Source organism: Flavobacterium sp. ASW18X (genome assembly GCF_005144745.1).
GTDB lineage: Bacteria > Bacteroidota > Bacteroidia > Flavobacteriales > Flavobacteriaceae > Croceivirga.
Window position 1 is genome coordinate 1 of record NZ_SWKK01000001.1, and the last position, 22,998, is coordinate 22,998.

The following is a 22,998-nucleotide window of genomic DNA, read 5'->3' on the forward strand; positions in this document are numbered from 1 at the left end:
GGTATTTTCAACTTATTTGGAAGCCAATAGGCACTATTAAAAAGGGTTTTAAATCAATTAATGGTAGTTTGGAGCAAAACAAAATTTCGCCATCCTTTTTACAAGCTTCGGTAATTTGAAACTAATAAGCTAATTTTAAATTAAAATCTGAAGGCGGTTTTGGGACAGACTGCCGTTGTGAGCAATTAAAACAAACTATGGGAATAGGAAGAAGGCAGTTCATGAAATTATCAAGTCTTGCTTTGGTTGGACTTACTATTGACCCTTTAAATGCTGTTGCCATAAATGATAGTGTTTATGTGAATAAAAAACTTGGAATACTATTCAACAAACCAAAAAAATGGGGATTCATTGCTGTTAAAGACTTTGGGAAAATTAAAAGCGAACAAATAATTGGAGAGGGACTTGAAGATTCACAAGAAGAAATATGGGAGGGATTGGGAGACCCTATTTGTATTGCTACAAAATATTACGGGGACAAACCTAAATATAAAGGTATTTTCTCACCAACAATTACTTTAAACATAACGCCAAAAGAAGAACTCGAAGATTTAGGACACGAAACTTTCGAAGAACTAATGGAAATGTCTGAATTTGGAACTTCTATGATTTTAAAGGACTTTAAAGTAATAAAAAAGTATGAGCCTTATTTCATTAGTAATTGTAAATTCTATGAATATGACGCTGAATATTTATTTGAACATATAGAAATAAATGAGCCATTAAAAGTCGAGCTTAAAGTATTAAAAGCAGAGCATAATGGATTTTATTACGATTTTAATTGCCATCAATCTAAAGCTCAAAATCAACTTGCGAACATGGAATTTGAAGAATTTAAAAAATCAATAAAACTAATATAAATAACTGCCCACCACACGGTGTATAAAATATAGCTAATAAGTACTTAACCGAAAAGTTGGTGTATATTTAAAAAGTCCGCCAAATTTTTTATTTGGCTTTTTAAAAAAAGAAAAATTAAAAACAAAATATAAAAATTCGTCTCTGTGTTTATCTGAAAGGTTAGTGTCTATTTATACGCTACATTTCATACACAAGACCATTGCAACCAATTAAGATGAACGAAGAGATTAAATTTAATTTAGAAGCCTTATTAAATGAATCTTTGAAAAAATTAAATTCATCTTCTTTACAATCAATTGTTGATGACTTTCTTCTTTCAACCCCTTATTTCATTAATTTAAATCCTGAATCATCTCAGGATAAACCTACTTATAATGAAATTGAAAGAGTTAAAAGAGCTCTTAAAAATCCTGAGTTAATAAATTCCTTTGAGGTGGCCAGAAAAATGGAATTTAATAAAGACGAGATTATAAAAGAATTAAAAAGTGATATTCTTAATTCAATTCCTGAAATGAAAGAAAGTATTACAAGAAGTAATATAAAGTATAAGAAACAGATACTTTTTTTAGAATATGACCATGAACCAATAGCCTGCCTCTGTGGGTTTGGAAAAGGGAGTTATCCAATTTTAAAAAACCCTGAATACATCGACTACAATTATAGAGAAGAATTATACAATGGAATTGGTAAAGTAGATTATCGAAAAATTTGGAAAAACCTAATCGAATTTGACCAGATACTAGATGAATTAAATATTTTTTATCAAATTATTGATACAGAATTGTATCATAATTTATCAGATTCTTATAGATATAAAACATATTTATTCCTTTACGAGACATTTGACGAATTGAGTATTGAAATATTTGAAGGGATACCTATAGAAAAGCCATTAATGATTTATGGAAATGAACACGATTTGGAGGCCATAAACATTTATGCTTTTACTTAAATTAACTGGTTACAACAACGGCCATGCCTCATAGCCTATCGCTCGGCTAATTTTTTGTACATTTCAAAGAAACTAAAAGCGCCTACGCTTGGCCACGAAGGCATAGCCAGGGACGTTGAATGCCACTCAACGCAACCAAATGATTAAATATCTACTATTAAATAAAATAGACGATATGAAAAGTAAATTAATATTTGAAATTATCTCAATTCTTTTTTTGAGTCTTTTATCCTGTGAGTCTAATAATCCTGATGGAAAGTGGGAGGATAATATAAAACTTTCGACTAAAGAAGTAAGTTTTTCTGCCCAATCTGATGCTGTAATTATAACAACCGAGGGAACTTCATGGTGGATTAATGGAATAGGTATGAATGACGACTGGAGTTACGATATAAGCGGAATTGATACTATGCAAGACAATTTTTTGATCGAAGAACCTGAATTTACTATTGAAAGGAAAAATGCTAAAGAAATTCACATTTCTATGACTGAAAACCAATCAGCCATAGAAAGAACCCTAACAATTGGACTACAAGCAGGAAATTATTTTGACGGAATTAAAATTATACAATCTGGTAATTGAAAATATAAACGGTATACAACAAAGAGTTGAGGTAAAAACCAACTTTTTTCTACTTTAAATTTAGGCATATTTTTTCTAGCAAAATTCCTGCCCCCGCTATCACTAGTTTGCTCATCTGCAAAGGAAACCACTTTTGAACAAAGAAGAACTTGGTGAAAATTTAGCTATAATTCATTGATCGAAAATTTCCTAAACGGTTTTCAACCGAAATTGCCTATATTTATTCCCAACCGTGTGGTCCGCGCTTTATTTGGTTGCAACTCGCCATACGTTTAAAGTTACCAATAATTATGAAAAACAGCATTTTGACAATATTATTCTCATTCTTATTGACTTTGGGTCTTGCTCAAACAGAAGTCTATTACCCTGAATTTAACTATGATAATTCAAAAGATGGAACTTATGAAAACAAAAGTTTTTCTAAAGAATTTTTGGACAAAGAACTGCCAATTATCAAACCGAATTTGGAAACTCTTAATCCTAAAAAATATCCCAATTTCCTAAATCCTAACAATAGAGAAATAGTACTTTTTGAAAACCATAATCTGAATAGCTTAAAACCAGTTGCGAAATTAAATAGTTTAACCCAAGTTTATATTGACTCTATAATTTACAAATACAAGTTTAAAGACTTGACCAATTGCGTTTGGAATAGAATATTGATAAAGGACAAATATTATTACACAGACGCTGATATTCACGACTTTTCTCTGACAAAGAAATTGAATAAACTCAATCAAAAAGTAGAGATTATTGGACAAAATGACGGTTACGATGGAGCATATCATTTAGGTTACCCAGAACATTTTTTTATGATTTTTACCGACATAGAAAATAAGGTTATAAATAAAACTGATGTTCTTAAATTTTATTTAAATGACGAATTTGCGATGGAAGAAGATATTCTAAAGGTAGATTGGAATGAAAAAAATAAAACGTATGAAATAAATTTAATTGGAGCAGATGACAAAATAAAAGTTATTTGGAATGGAAAGACATTTGAAATAAAATAACTTGTACAACAGCCACAATGCCTAAATGTAATGTGGATTTTAGGGCAAGACCGAAAATTCTGAATGCATTTATGATGACGCTAATTCTTATAGGTTTAGCATTTAACAATTAATGAAAATAAAAACAATAAGCTGTAGCTCCGTCGCCAGATGGAAACTAAAAGTTTCCTTACCTGCCCTAATTGCCATAGCCGCAACGTTGGCACCAATTAAAAACGCAACAAAATCAATAGATTGACAAGAATGTCGTAAGAATGCCGCAAAGTAACCGTTATCAAAAAGATACTCTCATAAGTAGTTTTGTGAAAAGAATAACCCAAAATTAATTATGAACGAAATCGGAAAAAAAATTAAAGAATTAAGAAAGAGAAAAGGTCTTTCTCAAGAAGAATTAGCGGAAAAAGCGAAAGTAAATTTAAGAACCATTCAGAGAATCGAAAATAATGAAAGTGAACCTCGTGGAAAAACGCTGAATTTGATATGCGAAGTTCTTGACATAAACCCAGAAGCTATTTTGGATTATGGAAAACAAATGGACAAAACTTATCTAACAATTTTCCATCTTACTGTGCTGACCTTTTTGGCAATTCCTGTTGGTAACATTATCATACCCTTAATTATGTGGATGAACAAAAAAGATAAAATATTTGGACTTAAAAAAATCGGAGTAAACTTATTGAACTATCAGATACTTTGGTCAATTTTGACTTTTATTTCAATAACAGCATTCGCATTTTTTAAAATTATGCATTATGGATATTATCCGCTTTTGCTTTACATTTTTGCTGGACTTTATGCCTTAAATATAATATTGCCGATAATTTTCGCAATTAAAACAAATAAAGGAAAAATGGTAAACTCATATCCGAATTTAATAAAACTAATAAAATAACTGGTGCTATCGGGTATTGTTATAGATGTGTATAGGAATTAGTATATCTTTAGTGTTATAGAAGTATTTATCGGATGAAGCGTATTCTATTTTGTAATTCATTTAAAATAAGTCTATGAAATTTAGCCTTCTTTTTATTATAACCGTATTTACTGCTTCAGCTGTCTATGGACAAGAAGTTCAAGTAATTGGAGAATACGAAAAAAATGTAGAAACCAATGATGGGTCTATTTTGGTATGGACAGTTCATCTAAAAGAAGATAGTACATTCTTGTATAATTTTTACCGCAAGTTAAATTGTGATGCGTGTAAAGAAGAAAACTTTTGGGGAAAAGGAAAATGGACTGCTAAAGAAAATGTAATTACAATTCAATCCGAAAAAGAAAAAGATTTGGATAGTATTTACACAATGGATTTTAGTATTACTAAAGCTAGAATTAAGAGTCAGTCTAAGCGAAATTTATCTGCCAAACGCATTCCAAATAAATTGATTTTCTATGATTCGCCCTTATCCTTAATTAAAGGATTGAAATTGGTAAAAAAATCTTAACATATTTCAATAGTGCCTGTAATTCATTGAGCCAAAATTTCCTAATCGGTTTTCAATTGTAATTGCCTATATTTATTCCCAACCGTGTGGTATGCGCTCTTTTGGGCGCAACTCGTCATACATTTAACGTTACCTGTAATTTTGAAATTCTAATTGGAAATAACAAAATCCGACATAGTCAAGCTTATTGAAGAAGAGAAAACGGACAATTTAACCACTCACTTCTTGACAATCCTAAAATGGGATTTCAAACCGACTGGGGAAATACGGAATCGGGAAATCAGGGTTTGGAGACAAAACAGTTGGAACAGAATGTTTTATCCGATTTTCAAGTTTGAATTAAACAAAGATTCACACCTAATAAATATTTCGGACAGAATAAACCCTGTTGGACTAATATTTTATATCCTTTTTTGCATTCTATTTTCAATTCCTTGGCTCTATTGGGTTTTTGAAGATTTTGACCTTTGGAATCATTGGATTCAGATTCTTGGATGGATTATTTTTCTGGGAATTTTCCTTTTAATCGGCTTTAAAATATATCGAATGGAAAAGAAAATCCAATTGGAAAAGATTTACGAAATCTTGGAAATCGAAATTGAAAATGAAAAGCTAGCGAAACAATGGAACTGGAAAAAAATATTGGTACGCTTAATTACTTATCCTCTTTCTCTTTTTCTTTTAGCAATGTGCTTTTTCGCCGCCATTCCACAAGGAAAATACCTGCTAGCACTAGGAATACTAACAATTGTTGGGTTCTATATGTATTCGGATTTGAAAATAATACTAGAAAAGAAAAAAAACTACAGGTAACAACGGCTATAAGTGATGCGGACTGATGTTCAAGACGAAAGTGATTTTCTTACAGCATCGCTTACAATTTTGTAAATTGGTTACTAACAAAAAACAAATTTATAAATGGTCCGCTTGGGTTCGTGCCAAATTGATGACTAGCGCTTTTCAATCCCGAACTAATCATAGCCAAACCGTTGTAAGCAAGCTGAAAACCGAAATATAATTGATAAAAAGAGCGATAATAATAACCATAATTCTGAACTCAATAATTCTGATTGATGTTCCTGCTGGACACGGTTACGGAATAATGGCAATGTTTGAATTTATAAGTATTCCGACTCTGATTAAAAACGGATTTGATTTTCAGAAAGAATACCCTTTTGAAAGTAGTCTGATTTTAATTGCTTTGGTTTCCTTAATTGGAAAACTGATTTCAATTTCACTATTGTTTTCAAAGAATATTTTGAACAAAAAGAACTGGATTTATGTCGGACTGACTTTAATGCTGATTTCATTCCTTTTTGTTTGTTATGGAGCTTGGGAATATGATAATTTCCTATTTGCAATTACACTGGGAAGCGGAACTCCATTTTTAATGTATTTCGGCAGAATATTATATTTAATTAAAAAGGAAAAAAGCAAAACGGAATTAGTAGCGGAATGAAAAAAAGCCAGCACACAACAAAAACCAGACCTAAAAACCACCCCATTACCCCATTACGTTTAAGGCCTTTTTATCTAGACCAAAATCCTGTATTTTTAGGAATTCAACGATAACCCCACCATTTCGGCCAATTAAGAAAAACCACCAGCAACATATGAGAACCACTACCATCTTGCTCCCTGTCTTAGTAATGCTATTGTTTACTTGTACCATAGATGCAAAAGAAAAGAGCAAGAAAACAACACCGATACAAATTACAACCAATGATTATCAAGATTTAGTAATCTTGTTCAAAGAATGGCGGCGTTTTGAAGCGCCGCCAATGCACGAAGGTGCTCCGGACTATCGTAAAGCTACGTTTACGGAGCGTATGCCTACCTTTAATCAATTAAGAGCGCGCCATGCTGCTATTGACACTACCGGCTGGTCTATCCCCAACAAAGTGGATTGGATGGTAGTTTGGGCAGAGATGAATGGTTTTGATTTTAACCAGCGTGTACTAAAACCATGGGAGCGAGACCCTGCATTCTACAAAACCATTTGGACCGCCAAAAGTGATGTGCCAGCACACGAGGGCCCTACCCATCATGGTACCTTGGAACTATGGACGTATACTTTTCCGTTGAGCGATGCTGCACGAACAAAAATGCTTAAGGAGCTGGCCGTGATTCCATCCTTGAACGCACAGGCCAAAACCAACCTTACAGGCAATGCTAGAGACTTGTGGGTTACGGGTATAAGAGATATTAAAACCCAATCCGAAGTACTTGAGAATATGAAAAGTGCAGCAGGTGTACGTGCCGATGAAGCCCTGATGGCTGCCATTGAAAAAGCCCAAACGGCCACAAATCAACTGGTAGCATGGCTAGAAGCGCAATCCGATAAGAAAACGGGCCCTTCAGGTATTGGTAAGGAGAATTACACCTGGTATATGCAAAATGTACATTTGGTTCCACTTACTTGGGAAGACGAGGTAATGATTTTAAAAAGAGAATTGGCCCGTGCATGGTCGGCATTAAAATTAGAAGAACACCGCAATCGAAAGCTCCCCCAATTAATCGCCGCAGACTCTCCTAAAAGTTATGATGCCTTAGCCAATCGAGCAGCCAACAGCTTCCTCAACTTTCTAGAGAGCGAAGCTATTTTAACGGTCAAAGATTATTTTGAGCCCGCTTTACGGGAACATTTGGGCACCTTTGTTCCAGAGGAAACAAGAAACTTTTTTTATATCACTTCGCACTACGACCCTCGCCCTCTCTTTTCTCACTTTTATCATTGGTTCGAGTTGGCTAGAATGGAAAATGAGCCCAACCCCAGTGAAATTAGAAAAGGACCACTGTTGTACAATATCTTCGATTCTAGAAACGAGGGCACGGCCACGGCCGTGGAAGAAATGTTTATGGATGCCGGTTTGTATGATGACGACCCTAGGGTGCGGGAGATTGTTTACATTATGATTGCGCAACGGGCTGCCAGAGGACTGGGTTCGCTCTATGCACATGCCAATGAAATGACCATGGAAGAAGCTGGAAGTATACACTCAGAATATACCCCTAGAGGGTGGATGAAAACGGAAAAAGAACTATTGATATTTGAGCAGCACTTGTATTTAAGACAACCGGGTTACGGTACCAGCTATATTACAGGGAAATATTTGCTAGAAGCCGCTATGGCCGCATATGCGCGTGATAAAGAACTAGAGGGAGCGCCATTTGTGCTCAGTGATTTTTTTGATAGTATTAATAGCATAGGTAATATTCCGGTGGCACTAACGCAGTGGGAAATGACCGGCAATGCTGACCATATGGTAATGATGAAGTAAGTCGATTTTTAGAAAATTTATATTGAAATAAGCGGATGAACTACATTTCTTTTTGGCAAAAATGGGCTTTAACGGTGGTTTTAATAGTCCTAACCGGAACTGTTACAGCACAGGAAACAGCGCTTACCCTGGATGCCATTTTTGCATCACCAAAACTTACAGGGACAACACCGTCAAAGCCTGTTTGGGCACCCAACAGCGAACATTTTGCTTTCTCTTGGAGTAAACCGGGTGTTTCTGGGCGTGGTCTTTGGATATCTTCAAAGGATGGGAACGAGGTACGACTTTTATTCAACGCGGAATCTGCGCCAGTGCGCGATATGGTCTGGGTCAATAAAAATACCATCATCAGTCTACGTGGCAGCCATCTATGGCAGACAACGTTGCGCAAAGGGGAAGACTCGGAATTAATGGCGGTAACGGAAGGCGCGCACAGCCTATCAATGTCACCAAACGGTAAGCAATTGGCGTATGTAAGTAAGGGCGATTTATGGCTGGCGGACCTAACCACCAAACAAAACCAACAGCTTACCAAAATTGGTATTGCAAGCCTATCTAACTTAGGAAAAGGACGCTATAGTAGAGCTGAGCGCGAAATTGGTCCGGGTATTTGGAGTGGGCCAACCTATAAATGGGCTCCAGATGGAAAACAAATTGTTTTTCATTCTGTGGATAGACGTGAAATGCAAAAGGTGCCCTTCCCAAATTACCTTGCTAAAGAAACCACTCCTAACGAAGTACGCAGAAGTTACCCGGGAGACCCTAACGAGATACGTAAAGTGGGCCTACTCCAGTTAGATAACCAAGCGATAACGTATTTGGATTTACCAGAACCAAGTGCCAATCAGATTATAGATTTCAATTGGTCACCAAGCGGTTCATTGTTAATTGATGTAGCTTCTGATACGGCCGTAGAGCGTAAACTATTTGTTGTAGCTCCTAATGAATCTAAACCTCGTGAAATTTGGAAAGGCGTTCGTGAGAGTCGCATGTACACCTCGTTTGGGTCTTGCTGGCATCCAGATGGGCAGCAGGTTGTTTTTTTAAGCGATATGGGCGACCGTTATGGGCTTTATGCCTTAGACCCATCAACTGCTAAGAATAATCCAAAGTTACTTACAGACCCTTCTTATGATGTACTGTCTGCCCCAATGAATGCGGCAAATAGACTGTTTTATACTGGGAACGGTGTTAACCCGTACGAACAACACGTGTATCGCTTGGATACATCCGGTGGCAAACCTGAGCAGATAACACATTTAGCAGGTCAAAACACAGGTTATCCTTCACCAGATGGCCAAAACTTGGTAGTCTTGCATAGTAACGACACAGCACCTCATGAACTCTATGTAATATCTGGTAAGGGTGGCAAAGCAAAACGAGTGACCCATTCACCATTGCCAGCGTTCACAGAACAAACGTGGACAAGTGCAGCTTACGTTACTTTTCCTAGTCTTGTAGACGACTACACGCTGCATGCCCGGATGCTTAAACCTGACAATATGAAGCCGGGTAAAAAGTATCCCGTAGTTTTTGGTCCCGTGTATTCCAATACGGCTAGGAACCGCTGGGCTGGTAATTACAGCCTTGTACAGCAACTGTTAGTTAAGAAAGGTTATATCGTGGTGCAGGTAGATTCACGTGGCAGTAACGGTTATGGTAGAGCATTTCGCGAAGAATTTCTATTGGGTTTTGCGGACCAAGACATAGAAGATTATGCAAGTGCGGTTGCCTACCTTGAGTCCTTAGATTATGTAGACCCCAATCGTATGGGTATTTGGGGCAGCAGTTATGGTGGTACCCTATCCGTGTATTCACTATTAAAAAAGCCCGGTTTATTCCAAGTTGGCGTTGCTGCAGCTGCGGCTGTGGACCCAGTGTTTTTTGGTACAGACGATGTTGCTATCGTGCGTACCCCACAAACACATCCAGAGGTTTTTGAAAGAAAAGCAATTAAGTACGCAGGCAATTTGCAAGATAAGCTCTTGTTTATCCACGGCATGCAAGACCATGTGGTTCCATTTAAGACCACGGCCGTTTTAGCTGAAGAACTGATTAAACAGGGTAAAAACTTCGATTTTGCTTTTGCACCGGGAGGAACGCACGGATGGAGCCGTGAGCCAAATTACGACCGCTATCTTTTTGGAAAACTCATCGAATATTTTGACCTATACTTGGCCGAGCCATCTGAGTAAATCCATTTTGTATTTCACTAATAGTTATGGATAAACAAGACAATAAGCCAAACCCCATACTCAACCATTTAACTATGGGGTTTGCTATTTTACACAGTAATAAATAGTAAAAAGTTACTCTGCTGGCTTTTGGTGTAGCAATTCTAAACCAGTAACCGACCGCGGTTTAAAACCCTTCCAATTGGTTTTGTTTTCCGTGGTCTCTAAATCTAAAAAGGCATCATTCTCTTCACCTTTAAGATGACGGCCTAAAAAAGCTGTTATAAAATGTTGATTGATATTGTTGATTCGCCTAGAATCCCATGCAGGTTCTGCGTAGCGGTAATATTCATCAAAATGCAATGCTAAATTTAAAGCTTCTTTTGGCGCAGGGTTGGGTGCTACGTTATGTCTGGCATTGGCATAGGTGAGCAAGTACCTGTCGCTATAAATAGCCTCCTCGTAAATGGCTTTGATACCATTTTCATATCCTGAAATATCGTCCTGATCCCCAGCTATAAAAAAGGTAGGTACTTTAATTCCTTTTAAGTTGTCTGCTGTCCAAACGCCTCTTTCTTTACCCCACGGCGCCAAAGCAACCACAGCTTTAATTCGATTGTCCTTACTGTTTTGATAGGTGGCATTGCTCGCCAAGTTTACCGTAATCGCATCATTTCCTTTAGTCATCGTTCTAAAAAACGCACCTAAACCATCACTATAGCCACCGCCTGCAACGTTTAATACGCCGTAACCGCCCATGGAATACCCAATTAAGGCAGTTTTATTGGTGTCTACCAAATTTTCCAGAACCGTATTGGAACCTTTTTTAGAAATAGCCTCAATAGCATTCAATACAAACTTAATGTCTAGCGGCCGGTTTAATAAAGTGCTGTAAAAAGCATTGGCATCTTCAAAAGTGCTGTCTGTATGCGCAATAGCTACTACCACATAACCCTTAGAAGCCAAATTCTCGGTCAAATACGTCATTAGGTAACGAGACCCAACATAACCATGAGAAACAATGACTAGGGGATATTTTTCCAATGGCTTCTCTGGTACAGCATCTCTCAAAGCTCTTCCTTTAAACGTAAAAGGGATGAGTGGTCTTAAGCTATCATTGGCAAAGCCCATATAATCTTGGTATTCCGTGGTGGTACGGTTACCTTTTTTATTAACTGGATACCATACTTCTGTGGTCAAGGGTCTGTTGTAGGTTACGGTATTTTCCCCTGTGGAGTTTAAAATGTCTACCTGATTAGGGTTTTCAAATTGCATGGTTTTTACTCCTACAGAGTATGGGCCTCTAAACGCGAATTCTGGCGCATCTGGTAAAGGGTCCCCATATACAAATTCTTGTGCTGCAACGGTCAATAGACCAAAGTTAAACGCGAGCAGTAGTAACATCCAATGGTGAACATTGGATAAAGCAGTTCGTTTCATTTGTGTTCAGTTTTAGTTGCTGTAAGATACGTAACCTTAGAATAACAGTGTTCACGGTACTAAAAATTTAATGGCCTTAACATTTGTGTTTTCAGCATATCCGTCAAGGAAAACGGGAATCGCACTAAAAGGCAAGCTCAATTCGTGGCAACTTTGTAGAAAAAGAAAATTGCTATGAATTTAGAGAATAAAGTAATCGTGATTACAGGTGCCTCTAGTGGTATAGGTGCCGCAACTGCAAAACGTTTGGCCAAAGCAGGTGCAAAAATTGTTTTAACCGCTAGAAGAGAGGAGCAATTACAAGATTTACAAGAAGAAATTAAAGCGAATGATGGCGAAGCCCTTGTGGTAGTTGCAGATGTGACCAACAAGGACGATATGCGCCAAGTTGCGGCAAAAGCAAAAAGTACCTTTGGTACAATCAACGGAATTATCAATAATGCCGGTGTAATGCCATTGTCTTATATCGATAAATTAAAAACAGAGGAATGGGACCAAATGGTTTCTGTAAATATTAACGGGGTTCTTAATGGTGTGGCTGCGGTACTGCCTACATTGATGGAAAATAAAGGCGGCCATATTATTAACATATCTTCCAGTGCGGCACATAGTTACTTCCCAGGCGGAGGGGTGTATTGCGCAACCAAGGCGGCAATTAAAATGTACTCTGAAGGACTGCGTAAAGAATTGGCACCTAAATATGGTATCAATGTTACGTCTATAGAGCCTGGATTTACTTCTACGGAATTAACGGACACTATTACGGATGATGATATTCTAGATATGATGAAGGATATGCAAGAAATGACTCCGCTACAAGCCGAGGATATTGCAGAAGCTATTTATTACGCTATGGCACAACCACAAAGAGCCAATGTAAATGATGTTTACGTAATGCCAACAGAGCAACATTAGAATTTATAAAAGAAGAATGATGGAGACGATAACAATAGAAACTCAAAAAATAGAAACTACAAACCCTGCAACGGGCAAAGCGCTAAGTAGCTATCCACAAATGACAGATGTTGAGGTGGCCAATGCCGTGCGCAATAGTCATAAAGCGTTTACCTCATGGCGACACAAATCGTTAGAGGAGCGCGGAGAAATTATCAAGAATATTGGTAAAAAGCTTTTGGAACATACCGATGAGCTTGCACAGTTAATGACGGATGAAATGGGCAAGCTTTTATCTCAAAGTAAGCACGAAGTGGAGTTATGTGCAGCAATTTGTGACTACACGGTAAAAAAAGCGCCAGAGCAGCTAGCATCAGAAAAAAGAGAATTAATGAATGGGGGCGAAGGCATAATTACCTATTCCCCAATGGGCGTAATCTACGGTATACAGCCATGGAATTACCCTGCTTACCAAGTAATCCGTTATGTTATAGTTAATCTAATGGCAGGGAACACCGTACTGTTAAAGCATGCGAGTAACGTTACCGGAACAGGTAAGTTGTTAGAGAAAATTTTTAATGAGGCAGGATTGCCAGAGCACGCTTTTCAAGCGCTGATTATAAATCACGACCAGTCAGATGCAATTATTAAGAACAATCTAGTACAAGGTGTTACGTTAACGGGTAGTCCAAGCGCTGGTAGAATAATAGCTGCAAAAGCAGCCAAGGTGTTGAAGAAAACAGTGATGGAACTAGGGAGTAACGATGCTTACTTGGTTTTAGCAGATGCGGATGTAGAAGCTGCTGCAGAATCTTGTGTAAAGGGTAGAATCTATAATAATGGGGAAACCTGTATTGCGGCTAAACGGTTTATTGTAGTAGATGCCGTTTATGACGAATTTAAAAAAGCTTTTGTTAGCAAAATGAAGGCTTTAAAAATGGGCGACCCAACTAAAGAAGAGACCGAATTGGGTCCAATGGCGCGTAAAGATTTAAGAGAAGAATTGCACCAACAGGTAATTGAGAGCGTAGAGAAGGGTGCCAATGTGCTTTGCGGTGGACAAATGCCACAAACGGATGGATATTACTATCCCGCTACAGTATTAGAAAATCTAGAACCTGGCATGCCCGCTTTTGACGATGAATTGTTTGGCCCTGTAGCTTCGCTAATTAGAGCAAAAGATACGGATGATGCCTTGCGTATTGCCAATGATAGTCAGTTTGGACTAGGGGGTGGAATCTTTACCAAAGACAAAGAAAAAGCTATTGAATTGGCGCAAAATCATTTTGATACCGGAATGGTATTCATCAACTCCTTTGGTTTGGCGAACCCAGAAATGCCATTTGGTGGTATTAAAAACTCGGGTTACGGTAGAGAACATGGAGGTTTTGGTATGCGCGAATTTGTGAACGTAAAATCAGTTATCCTTTCAGAATAGGAGGATGGTGATTTGTGATGGTGAAAAGAGGGTTTATGGCCCTCTTTTTTTGTTGGTATTACTCAATTTTCATTTCCGTAGATAAAGTTGCGCATGGATTGATAAATCTTCTTTAGACTAAGAAATTAAACAAACAATCAAGTGTTTTCCATATTGGTCATGCTGAACTTGTTTCAGCATCTGTTTTTTAAGTTTTGAGATACTAGTTAAAAGTTATAAGATTATCTTCTTTGACAATGTAGCTGCTACCTTTAGTAAGGGGTGCTGTCCGCAGGACAGGCGTCTGTTTTTATTCAAGTACGAGGTTAAAAGTTAGAATGAATAGTGAATCAGTATGTTATCGTCATTTCGATAGGAGTAGTAAAGTTACGACTGAGAAACCTCTTAGTAAGTAAAAAGTACGAAGTATTAAGTGATGTTTTCTTGGTCATTCTAGACTTGCTTCAACGTCTTTTTAAGTGTATATACTGCCTAATAAAAAAACCATAGCTTTAAATTGTGGTCTCTGGTATTTTATTGCTCACTCAGTACAGCGCTAGCTGGGGAATTAAAACAGAGTCAATGCTTCTTTCGAAATAGATTACCGACCCGGTGTAAAAAATTTGGCTTTTCATCAATAACTATTTCACCTAACAACTCTTCTTCCATTTCTGTAAGTTGTATTTCAAGATGACTTGAATTTAGAATAACTTTTTGTTCTTGTGTTTCAAAACCAATATAACGGATGATTAAGGTAACCTCGCTATTGAAATAACTGCCATCCAATTGCAAACAAAAATTACCATCAAAATCGGTTTCCGTTTTTAACTCAGTTCCTTTAATACTAACAGTTGCACCTGGTAGCGGACCTGAATAATCTTTTACCGTGCCCGTAAGTGGTATATTGCTGGGTTTGGCAGTAGGTTGCACGGCTACTCTACCCAAAACATGTTCTACTTTTTGAGTAGGGCAAGTTTTTGGCTGCTCTTGCGCTAGGGCAGGAGCTGTTGTGGCAAGTACACTAGTAAATCCCAATAACAATGCGTTTTTTCTAAAATTGGAAGAACTGGTTTCTTTCAATGGAACATTTAATTGTGCTGCTTTAAAACGCCCACAGATACGTTCTCCTTTTTTCACTTTTCTCGCTAGCTCCTGCTTAGATGTTTTAGTAAAGTCTATCACCTCTTTTGAACAGCTTTGGCAGAATGCCCCTTGTTGTGTTGGCGTCATCTGATACCAGTTTTCAGAACAAGGATTAGGAATGCTTAATTGTATACGCATCTGGTTTATTTTTTTGCTAAACTAGTATTTGGCTATGAAGAATTAAATCAAGAATGAGTTAACAGATAGTTTCAATGAGTAAACAATGCTAGTTATAGAGCAGTAGTATCACTACTTTCAAAAGAGCCTGCTGTGGCTTCTCTTTCTAATTGTAATAAGGTCTCTTCTTTCTCGTTAATGCGTTTAATTAAAAATATGATGCTTAGGGTTAAAGGGATGCCTATTATTAAACTCATAATTTGCAAATTAGCAGATTGTATGAGCTGCTCTATGGTTTCTGCATTCATCGTCTTTTTAAATACCATACGGTCAATAATACCTCCTACTATCCATAAAAACCACCAGACAACAATTAAGGTGTAATTGGTGGTACTTCGTTGAACGGGACTAAAGGCGTTGATATAAGAACTTAGCTTAGTGTCTATCTCATTCATTATTTGTACGGGGCGGTATAAATTCAAAAAAGGTACAAACCAAGCTCCTGAGGCCCACCCTTCATCGTGCAAGGTGTATCCACTTAAACCTAAATTGTAATACGCTCGTCTAAACCAGCGAATAAACAAAACAATAATAACGATGTAAATAATAAAATTTAATAGACCAATGGCAGCTTCCCGTAAATCATTAAAGGTGGCAAACATTTCGTCCACTTCAACACCATTTTGGAGGTCTTCTAAAATGCGAATATTAAAATAGGAGGATATAATACTGGTTATTTCTACCACGAGTAAGGCCCAAAGAAAGCCTACCACCCATTGCGAACGTTTTTTATTCGGACGTATCGCTTGGGCCTCAGCTACAGGTTTGGTAATGGATTCGTCCTTTACATAATCAACGCAACTGGTATCAAAATTGGCTTTAGCTTTGGTTAAGGAACATAGAATTCCTGCATCATAATCTAAATAACGGTGATTACAGCTTTTACAAAAGGCTAGGTGTTGTTGTCTGGTCATGATTTGGGTTTATTTAAAAACGTTAGTATTCTGCTTCGTATTGTATATCAAAAAGTTTTGAGTATTAGGAAAATCACTATTTTTAAGACTGACTAATTCAACTTGCTTAAAAAATGAGAACCACGCTTCAAAAAATGGGCATTGTACTATGTGCCCTTGCTTTGGCAATTCCTACAGTCCAAGCACAACGCAGAAAAAAACAAAATCAAGACACAGCACCTAAAGAAGAACTGTATTCTAGTTTGGAATACCGCTTGGTGGGTCCATTTAGGGGCGGGCGTTCTGCTGCGGTAACGGGTGTTCCCGGAGAACCTAACCTCTATTATTTTGGTGCTACCGGTGGTGGTGTTTGGAAAACTTTAGATGGAGGCAGGTCTTGGAAAAATATATCTGACGGCTATTTTGGCGGTAGTATTGGAGCTGTTGAGGTTGCTAAAAGCGACCCTAATGTAATTTACGTTGGTGGTGGGGAAAAAACCCTACGTGGCAATGTATCTAGTGGTTACGGTATTTGGAAAACAGAAAACGGGGGTAAAACTTGGGAAAAAGCCGGTCTTGAGAAAAGTAGGCATGTACCAAGGCTACGGGTGCATCCTACAGATTATAACACCGTGTACGCCGCGGTTTTGGGCAATATTTATAAACCCACCAAAGAACGTGGTATCTACAAAAGTACCGATGGCGGCAAAAATTGGAAACAGGTTTTATTTGTGAATGACCAAGCAGGTGCTGTGGATTTAACTTTTGACCCAAACAACCCTAGAATATTATATGCGTCTACATGGCGGGCGCAGCGCACACCTTATTCCTTAAGTAGTGGTGGTGACGGCTCTGCCTTGTGGAAAAGTACGGACAGTGGTGAAACATGGACGGAAATTTCCAAGAATGAAGGTTTCCCTACGGATACTTTAGGCATTATAGGGGTTACCGTATCGCCAAAAAATAGTGAGCGTGTTTGGGCCATTGTAGAGAATAAGGATAAAGGTGGTTTATACCGTTCAGATGATGGTGGTAAAACTTGGAGCCAAGTAAATAGTGAGCGTAAACTACGCCAACGTGCCTGGTATTACACCCGTGTGTATGCAGATACGGAAGATGAAGATGTGGTCTATGTGCTTAACGTAAGATACCACAAGTCTACCGATGGCGGTAAAACATTTAAAACCTTTAATGCACCGCACGGAGACCATCATGATTTATGGATTTCTCCAGAGGATTCCAAACGAATGATTATTGGGGACGATGGTGGCGCCCAAGTAAGTTATGATGGTGGTGAAACGTGGAGTACCTACTACAACCAGCCAACGGCACAATTTTATAGGGTTACTACGGACAATGCTTTCCCATATCGTATTTATGTGGCGCAGCAAGATAACAGTACGTTGCGCATTAAACACCGCTCAGACGGTAGCTACATTGGCGAAGCCGATTGGGAGCCAACAGCGGGCGGCGAAAGTGCCCACATAGCGGTAGACCCTTTAAACAATGATATTGTCTACGGAGGTAGTTATGACGGATTTTTAACCCGAGTAAACCACGATAAAGGTACTACTAGAGGCATTAATGTGTGGCCAGATAACCCAATGGGTGCGGGCGCAGAGGCTATGAAATATCGTTTTCAATGGAATTTCCCAATCATTTTTAGTAAGCACGACCCTAAAAAATTATACACATTTTCTAACCACGTGCATTTAACCACCAATGAAGGGCAAAGCTGGGAATTGTTGAGCGATGATTTAACACGAAACGACCCTACCAAACTTGGTTCTAGTGGAGGGCCCATTACCCAAGACAATACCAGTGTGGAATATTATTGCACCATTTTCGCAGCAAATGAAAGTCCATTAAAAGAAGGTCTTCTTTGGGTAGGTAGTGATGATGGTTTGGTGCATATAACCCAAGATGGAGGTAAAACGTGGAAAAATGTTACGCCAGCGGGCATGCCAGAGTGGATGATGATTAATAGCATTGAACCTTCCGCCTTTGATGAAGGTACGTGCTACGTAGCAGGTACACGCTATAAGTTGGGCGATTTTGCACCCTACTTGTATAAAACAACGGATTATGGGGCTACCTGGACAAAAATAACGAACGGTATAGAAGATGAGCATTTTACTAGAGTGGTTCGTGAGGATCCAAAACAAAAGGGTTTATTGTATGCCGGTACAGAAACAGGCATGTACATTTCTTTTAATGATGGTGCTTCTTGGAAACCTTTTCAGTTGAATTTGCCTATTGTGCCTATCACGGATTTGGCCATCAAAGACAACAATCTAATTGTGGCCACACAAGGTCGTAGCCTTTGGATGATAGACGATTTAACTGTACTACACCAGTTAGCAAGTGCTGATACTAATGTTGCGGCCAAACTTTTTGCGCCAAAAGATAGTTACCGTACCAAAGGTAGGGCAGCCTCCAAGCCAAGTTTGTTGCAAGGACAAAATCACCCCAATGGAGTAGTAACCCATTTTTATTTAAAAGCTTTTGATAAAGAAAAAGATACCGTTCAACTAACGTATTTAAGTAAGTCTGGAGATACTTTAGCCATGTACAGTAGCATGGCTAAAGATAAAAAACAAGTCTTAAAAGACCTTAAAGCCGGTGGCAATACCCATGTATGGGATACCCGCGGTAAAGGTGCGGAAAAATTAAAAGGGATGATTCTTTGGTGGGCGTCTTTAGAAGGAGCTAAGGCAGTCCCAGGGGAGTATAAGGTAAGTCTTAGTGTAAATGGTAACACACAAACGGAAAACTTTAAAATTTTACCGGACCCTAGAGCAGAGGTTTCCGTTGCCGATATGCAAAAGCAATATGATTTTATTACGAGCATAAATGAGACTATAGATAGAGCCCATCAATCTATAAAAAAGATTCGCGCTATAAATACCAAGCTAGATGCCTTTGTAAAGCAGTACAACGATAATTCGGCCACAAAAAGCTTGGTAGAGAAGGCTAAGGGTATGAAGGAAAAGTTTGGTGAAATAGAGAAAACCCTATACCAAACCAAGAATAGAAGTAATCAAGATCCGTTGAACTTCCCAATTCGCCTGACCAACAAGCTTGGTCACCTGAACAGCCTTGTCAGTATAGATGATTTTCCACCAACGGCACAAGATATAGCGGTTAAAAACGAGATGACAGCTAAAATTGAAGCACAATTAGAGGCGTTTGATGCCTTAGTTGATGAAGAAATGAAGGCTTTTAATGCGGAGTTCAATCAGCTTGGTTTAAATTATTTGTCCATTGAGGAATAGTCGTAAGATTTATCTTTTCAGTTAGGTGAAGTACCTAACAATAAGATAATTTATAACCACCCCGACTAACGCCACCCCTCCTTGAAGAAGGAGGGGACAAGTTTATTATAACTTAGTACTTAAAAGATGTGGGCATTTAGTTCAAGGTCCTCCCCTAAGCTAGGGGAGGTGCCCATAGGGCGGAGGGGTCTGTTGAATTAGGCATGTACTAACTGGAAAAACAATTAATTAGTAAGATAATTTTAGATAAAGTGAATATTAAAAAAGCTGTTTTACTACTAGCATACATGGCAATTACAGTTACTTTTGCCCAATCTGCTAACGATTATTTTAAGCCACTTAAATACCGGAACATTGGTCCGTTTAGGGGTGGGCGTTCCGTAACTGCAACGGGTGTTATAGGTGATCCGCTCACCTATTACATGGGTACTACGGGTGGCGGTTTGTGGAAAACGACAACTGCCGGCCAACGCTGGGAGAATATTTCTGATGGTTATTTTAAAACCGGCTCTGTAGGTGCAGTTGCCGTGGCACCTTCCAATCCGAACATCATTTATTGCGGAATGGGAGAACATGCGCCACGAGGGGTAATGACTTCTTACGGTGATGGGGTTTACAAATCTACCGATGCAGGTAAAACATGGAAGCATATCGGACTTACCAAAACCCAACATATATCACGCATCGTTATTCATCCTTCAAATCCAGATATTGTTTATGTAGCAGCACAAGGTGCTTTACACCAAGGGAATCCAGAACGTGGTATTTATAAATCGGTAGACGGCGGAAAAACATGGAAAAACACTTTGTTCGTCAATGAACTTACTGGAGCATCAGAGTTGTCTATGGATGCCAACTACCCAGAAATTATGTATGCCGCCATGTGGGAGCACCAACGTAAGCCAAATATGGTTGTAAGTGGTGGTGTAGGTAGTGGTTTGTACAAGTCTACGGATGCTGGTGAAACTTGGACCAAAATTCATAAAGGTTTACCAGAAGAAAAAGGTAAAATGGCCATTGCGGTTAGTGGTGCAGACTCCAATAGAGTTTATGCGTTGATTGAGAGTGATTCCAACCAAGATAAGGGTGGATTGTTTGTATCGAATGATGCTGGTGCTTCTTGGCAAATGGTAAGTGGAGATAATAGATTGGTACAACGCGCCTGGTATTATATTGAAGTTTTTGCAGACCCAAATGATGCTGATACAGTATACGTTTTGAGTGCACCGGCCTTACGTTCTACAGATGGTGGTAAAACATGGGAAACCTTATCGGGAACACATGGCGATTATCATGATTTGTGGATTAATCCAACCGATTCCAATAATATGGTTATTGCCAATGATGGAGGTGCTGCCGTAAGTTTTGATTTTGCCAAAACTTGGTCTACACAAGATAATATGCCAACGGCACAGTTTTATCGCATCAGTGTAGACAATCTTTTCCCATATAATATTTATGGAGGGCAGCAAGACAATACCTCGGTACGTATTGCCAGCAGGTCTTTAGGTAGGTCTAGTATTGGCGAACAAGATTGGACGTATGCAGCGGGTGGTGAAAGTGCCTTTTTGGCGTTTGACCCAGACAATCCAAAATATGTTTTAGGGGGAAGTTATTTGGGCACAATTGAAGTGTTAGATATGGAAAGCAAGGCTTCTACCCAGATTATGGCAGCACCCATTCAGTATCTAGGTAGGGAAGCCCGTAACATGAAATACCTTTACAATTGGAATGCTCCGATAATTGGTTCCAAACACGAACCAGGCACCTATTACCATGGTGCGCAGTTGGTACTGCGTACACGCGATATGGGGAAGAACTGGGAAGAAATCTCTCCTGATTTAACGCGTGATATTGATGAAAAACAAGGCAACGGTGGTGGGCCGTACACCAATGAAGCAGTAGGGGCCGAAAATTATGGCACCTTGGCGTATATGATAGAATCGCCACACCAAAAAGGGGTGTTTGTAACGGGGAGTGATGATGGCTTGGTACACATCACCAAAAACGGAGGTGAAACTTGGGAAAATATTACACCCAAAGGAATAGGAGAAGCTTTGATTAATGCCATTGATGTGTCGCCACATGACCCTGCTACCATTTATATAGCTACCACAAAATATAAGTTTAACGATTATACCCCGGCCATTTACAAGAGTATCAATTATGGTAGCTCTTGGGAGAAAATCAATTCGGGAATACCTTATGGAGCATTTACCCGTGTAGTTCGGGAAGATACCAAACGTAAAGATTTACTGTATGCGGGTACCGAGTTAGGGATGTATATTTCGTTCAATGGTGGTACTAACTGGGAGCCTTTTCAGTTGAATTTACCCACTACGCCAATTTTGGATTTAAAAGTGCACGAGCGCGATTTAATCGTGGCAACTTCCGGTAGGTCTTTTTGGATTTTAGACGATTTAGATGTGCTTACCGCTTATGAAAAGTCGGGCAGCAACGAGTTAAAATTATACCAACCAGACGACGCTTACTTAGGCTCATGGGGAAGTCCTATGAGTGGTAATACCGATAAATTTACTGGAACACATCCTTTTGAAGGTATAAATCCAGCAAACGGAGTGGTGTTGTATTACGAGTTGCCGAAGTTGGATGATTCAGCAAACATCACTTTAGAAATAAGCGATGAAAACAATAAATTGATTCGTTCATTTTCTTCGGAGAAAGATTCAACCTATGTGCCACACAACGGCGGTAGTGCCCCGCCAGCGCCCAGATTGCCTAAGAACGAAGGGTTAAATCGTTTTGTGTGGGACATGAAGCACCCGATTATGCCTGGTGTGCCAGGGGTGTACATAGAAGCGGGTTTTACCGGACATAAAGTAATACCAGGCACCTATAACATCTCCCTTAAAGCGGACGGAAAAACGGTTACGACCAAGGCGGTAATTAAAAAGATTCCGACATACAATGTATCTGCAGAAGACTATCAGGAGTTTGATGCAATTACGAGTGCTATGGAAGAGGAACTAACCACTATGCATCAACAAGTGAATAGGTTATTTGCTCTTCAGAATAAACTGAATGGTATTTTACCCAAAATTAAGGATGGAGAATTAAAGCAAAAGGGAGAAGAGTTGCTTGCCAAACTAAAATCTTGGGATGAAGAGATGGTGCAACGTAAATCACAAGCCTATGATGATGTGGAGAATTTTCCCAACAAGTTTACTGCGGAGTATTTGTTCCTAATAAATCAAACCAATAGCGATTTACCAAGGGTAAATACCGCAAATAAGGAGCGTAAAGCGGAATTGGATAAGCAATGGAAGGAATTAAAGGCTAAAGCAGATAATTTAGAAAACAACGCAGTACCAGCCTACAACAAACAATTATGGGAAGCTGGTATCGGTGCTTTAAGTATATAACCAAGTCAAAGCTTTAAAAATTAGGTTAATAATTAAATGGAGGGTATGTTTTCTAAACCACCTTCCATTT

At 38.6% G+C, this 22,998-nt stretch carries 17 protein-coding genes; 14 read left to right on the forward strand and 3 right to left on the reverse strand.

Annotated elements, in window-relative coordinates:
• Nucleotides 1-197 precede the first annotated feature (197 nt).
• From FBT53_RS00005 to FBT53_RS00050, 10 genes are all read left to right on the forward strand, one after another.
• Nucleotides 198-860, forward strand: a complete 663-nt coding sequence (locus FBT53_RS00005; protein WP_136949119.1) for a hypothetical protein — start codon at nt 198-200, stop codon at nt 858-860.
• Nucleotides 861-1,075: 215 nt separating this feature from the next.
• Complete coding sequence (locus FBT53_RS00010) at nt 1,076-1,813, forward strand: hypothetical protein (protein WP_136949120.1); 738 nt, start codon at nt 1,076-1,078, stop codon at nt 1,811-1,813.
• Between the two features lie 139 nt (nt 1,814-1,952).
• Nucleotides 1,953-2,396 carry a hypothetical protein gene (locus tag FBT53_RS00015; protein WP_169630290.1) on the forward strand — a complete coding sequence of 148 codons (444 nt, stop codon included), beginning with the start codon at nt 1,953-1,955 and terminating at the stop codon, nt 2,394-2,396.
• A 290-nt stretch (nt 2,397-2,686) separates the two neighbouring features.
• Nucleotides 2,687-3,409, forward strand: a complete 723-nt coding sequence (locus FBT53_RS00020; protein WP_136949122.1) for a hypothetical protein — start codon at nt 2,687-2,689, stop codon at nt 3,407-3,409.
• Nucleotides 3,410-3,737: 328 nt separating this feature from the next.
• Nucleotides 3,738-4,301 (forward strand): helix-turn-helix domain-containing protein, encoded by a 564-nt coding sequence (locus tag FBT53_RS00025; RefSeq protein ID WP_136949123.1) that lies wholly within the window; start codon nt 3,738-3,740, stop codon nt 4,299-4,301.
• A 115-nt stretch (nt 4,302-4,416) separates the two neighbouring features.
• On the forward strand, nt 4,417-4,851 hold the full coding sequence (locus FBT53_RS00030; RefSeq protein WP_136949124.1) for a hypothetical protein: 435 nt from the start codon (nt 4,417-4,419) through the stop codon (nt 4,849-4,851).
• A 546-nt stretch (nt 4,852-5,397) separates the two neighbouring features.
• The gene (locus FBT53_RS00035) at nt 5,398-5,664 is read left to right on the forward strand and encodes a hypothetical protein (RefSeq protein WP_136949125.1); all 267 of its coding nucleotides are present in this window, start codon (nt 5,398-5,400) and stop codon (nt 5,662-5,664) included.
• 205 nt (nt 5,665-5,869) lie between these two features.
• Complete coding sequence (locus tag FBT53_RS00040) at nt 5,870-6,310, forward strand: hypothetical protein (RefSeq protein ID WP_136949126.1); 441 nt, start codon at nt 5,870-5,872, stop codon at nt 6,308-6,310.
• A gap of 154 nt (nt 6,311-6,464) precedes the next feature.
• The gene (locus FBT53_RS00045) at nt 6,465-8,132 is read left to right on the forward strand and encodes a hypothetical protein (protein WP_136949127.1); all 1,668 of its coding nucleotides are present in this window, start codon (nt 6,465-6,467) and stop codon (nt 8,130-8,132) included.
• Between the two features lie 35 nt (nt 8,133-8,167).
• Nucleotides 8,168-10,327, forward strand: a complete 2,160-nt coding sequence (locus tag FBT53_RS00050) for a prolyl oligopeptidase family serine peptidase (protein ID WP_136949128.1) — start codon at nt 8,168-8,170, stop codon at nt 10,325-10,327.
• Between the two features lie 114 nt (nt 10,328-10,441).
• Here the strand turns inward: FBT53_RS00050 and FBT53_RS00055 are convergent, their stop codons facing one another.
• Nucleotides 10,442-11,746, reverse strand: coding sequence for a dienelactone hydrolase family protein (locus FBT53_RS00055; RefSeq protein ID WP_136949129.1), 1,305 nt, complete (start codon nt 11,744-11,746; stop codon nt 10,442-10,444).
• 174 nt (nt 11,747-11,920) lie between these two features.
• Here FBT53_RS00055 and FBT53_RS00060 point away from each other — a divergent pair, with 174 nt between their 5' ends.
• Together FBT53_RS00060 and FBT53_RS00065 are read left to right on the forward strand one after the other, a co-directional pair.
• Nucleotides 11,921-12,661 carry an SDR family oxidoreductase gene (locus FBT53_RS00060; RefSeq protein WP_136949130.1) on the forward strand — a complete coding sequence of 247 codons (741 nt, stop codon included), beginning with the start codon at nt 11,921-11,923 and terminating at the stop codon, nt 12,659-12,661.
• 19 nt (nt 12,662-12,680) lie between these two features.
• Complete coding sequence (locus tag FBT53_RS00065) at nt 12,681-14,078, forward strand: NAD-dependent succinate-semialdehyde dehydrogenase (RefSeq protein WP_136949131.1); 1,398 nt, start codon at nt 12,681-12,683, stop codon at nt 14,076-14,078.
• A gap of 558 nt (nt 14,079-14,636) precedes the next feature.
• On the opposite strand, the gene FBT53_RS00070 is transcribed toward FBT53_RS00065, so the two are convergent.
• Together FBT53_RS00070 and FBT53_RS00075 are read right to left on the reverse strand one after the other, a co-directional pair.
• Nucleotides 14,637-15,338 (reverse strand): carboxypeptidase-like regulatory domain-containing protein, encoded by a 702-nt coding sequence (locus FBT53_RS00070; protein WP_136949132.1) that lies wholly within the window; start codon nt 15,336-15,338, stop codon nt 14,637-14,639.
• Nucleotides 15,339-15,430: 92 nt separating this feature from the next.
• Nucleotides 15,431-16,291, reverse strand: a complete 861-nt coding sequence (locus FBT53_RS00075; RefSeq protein ID WP_136949133.1) for a DUF4328 domain-containing protein — start codon at nt 16,289-16,291, stop codon at nt 15,431-15,433.
• A gap of 113 nt (nt 16,292-16,404) precedes the next feature.
• On the opposite strand from FBT53_RS00075, the gene FBT53_RS00080 reads away from it, so the two are divergent.
• On the forward strand, nt 16,405-19,545 hold the full coding sequence (locus FBT53_RS00080; RefSeq protein ID WP_136949134.1) for a glycosyl hydrolase: 3,141 nt from the start codon (nt 16,405-16,407) through the stop codon (nt 19,543-19,545).
• Between the two features lie 251 nt (nt 19,546-19,796).
• Nucleotides 19,797-22,928 (forward strand): WD40/YVTN/BNR-like repeat-containing protein, encoded by a 3,132-nt coding sequence (locus FBT53_RS00085; protein WP_370323653.1) that lies wholly within the window; start codon nt 19,797-19,799, stop codon nt 22,926-22,928.
• Nucleotides 22,929-22,998: the final 70 nt, after the last annotated feature.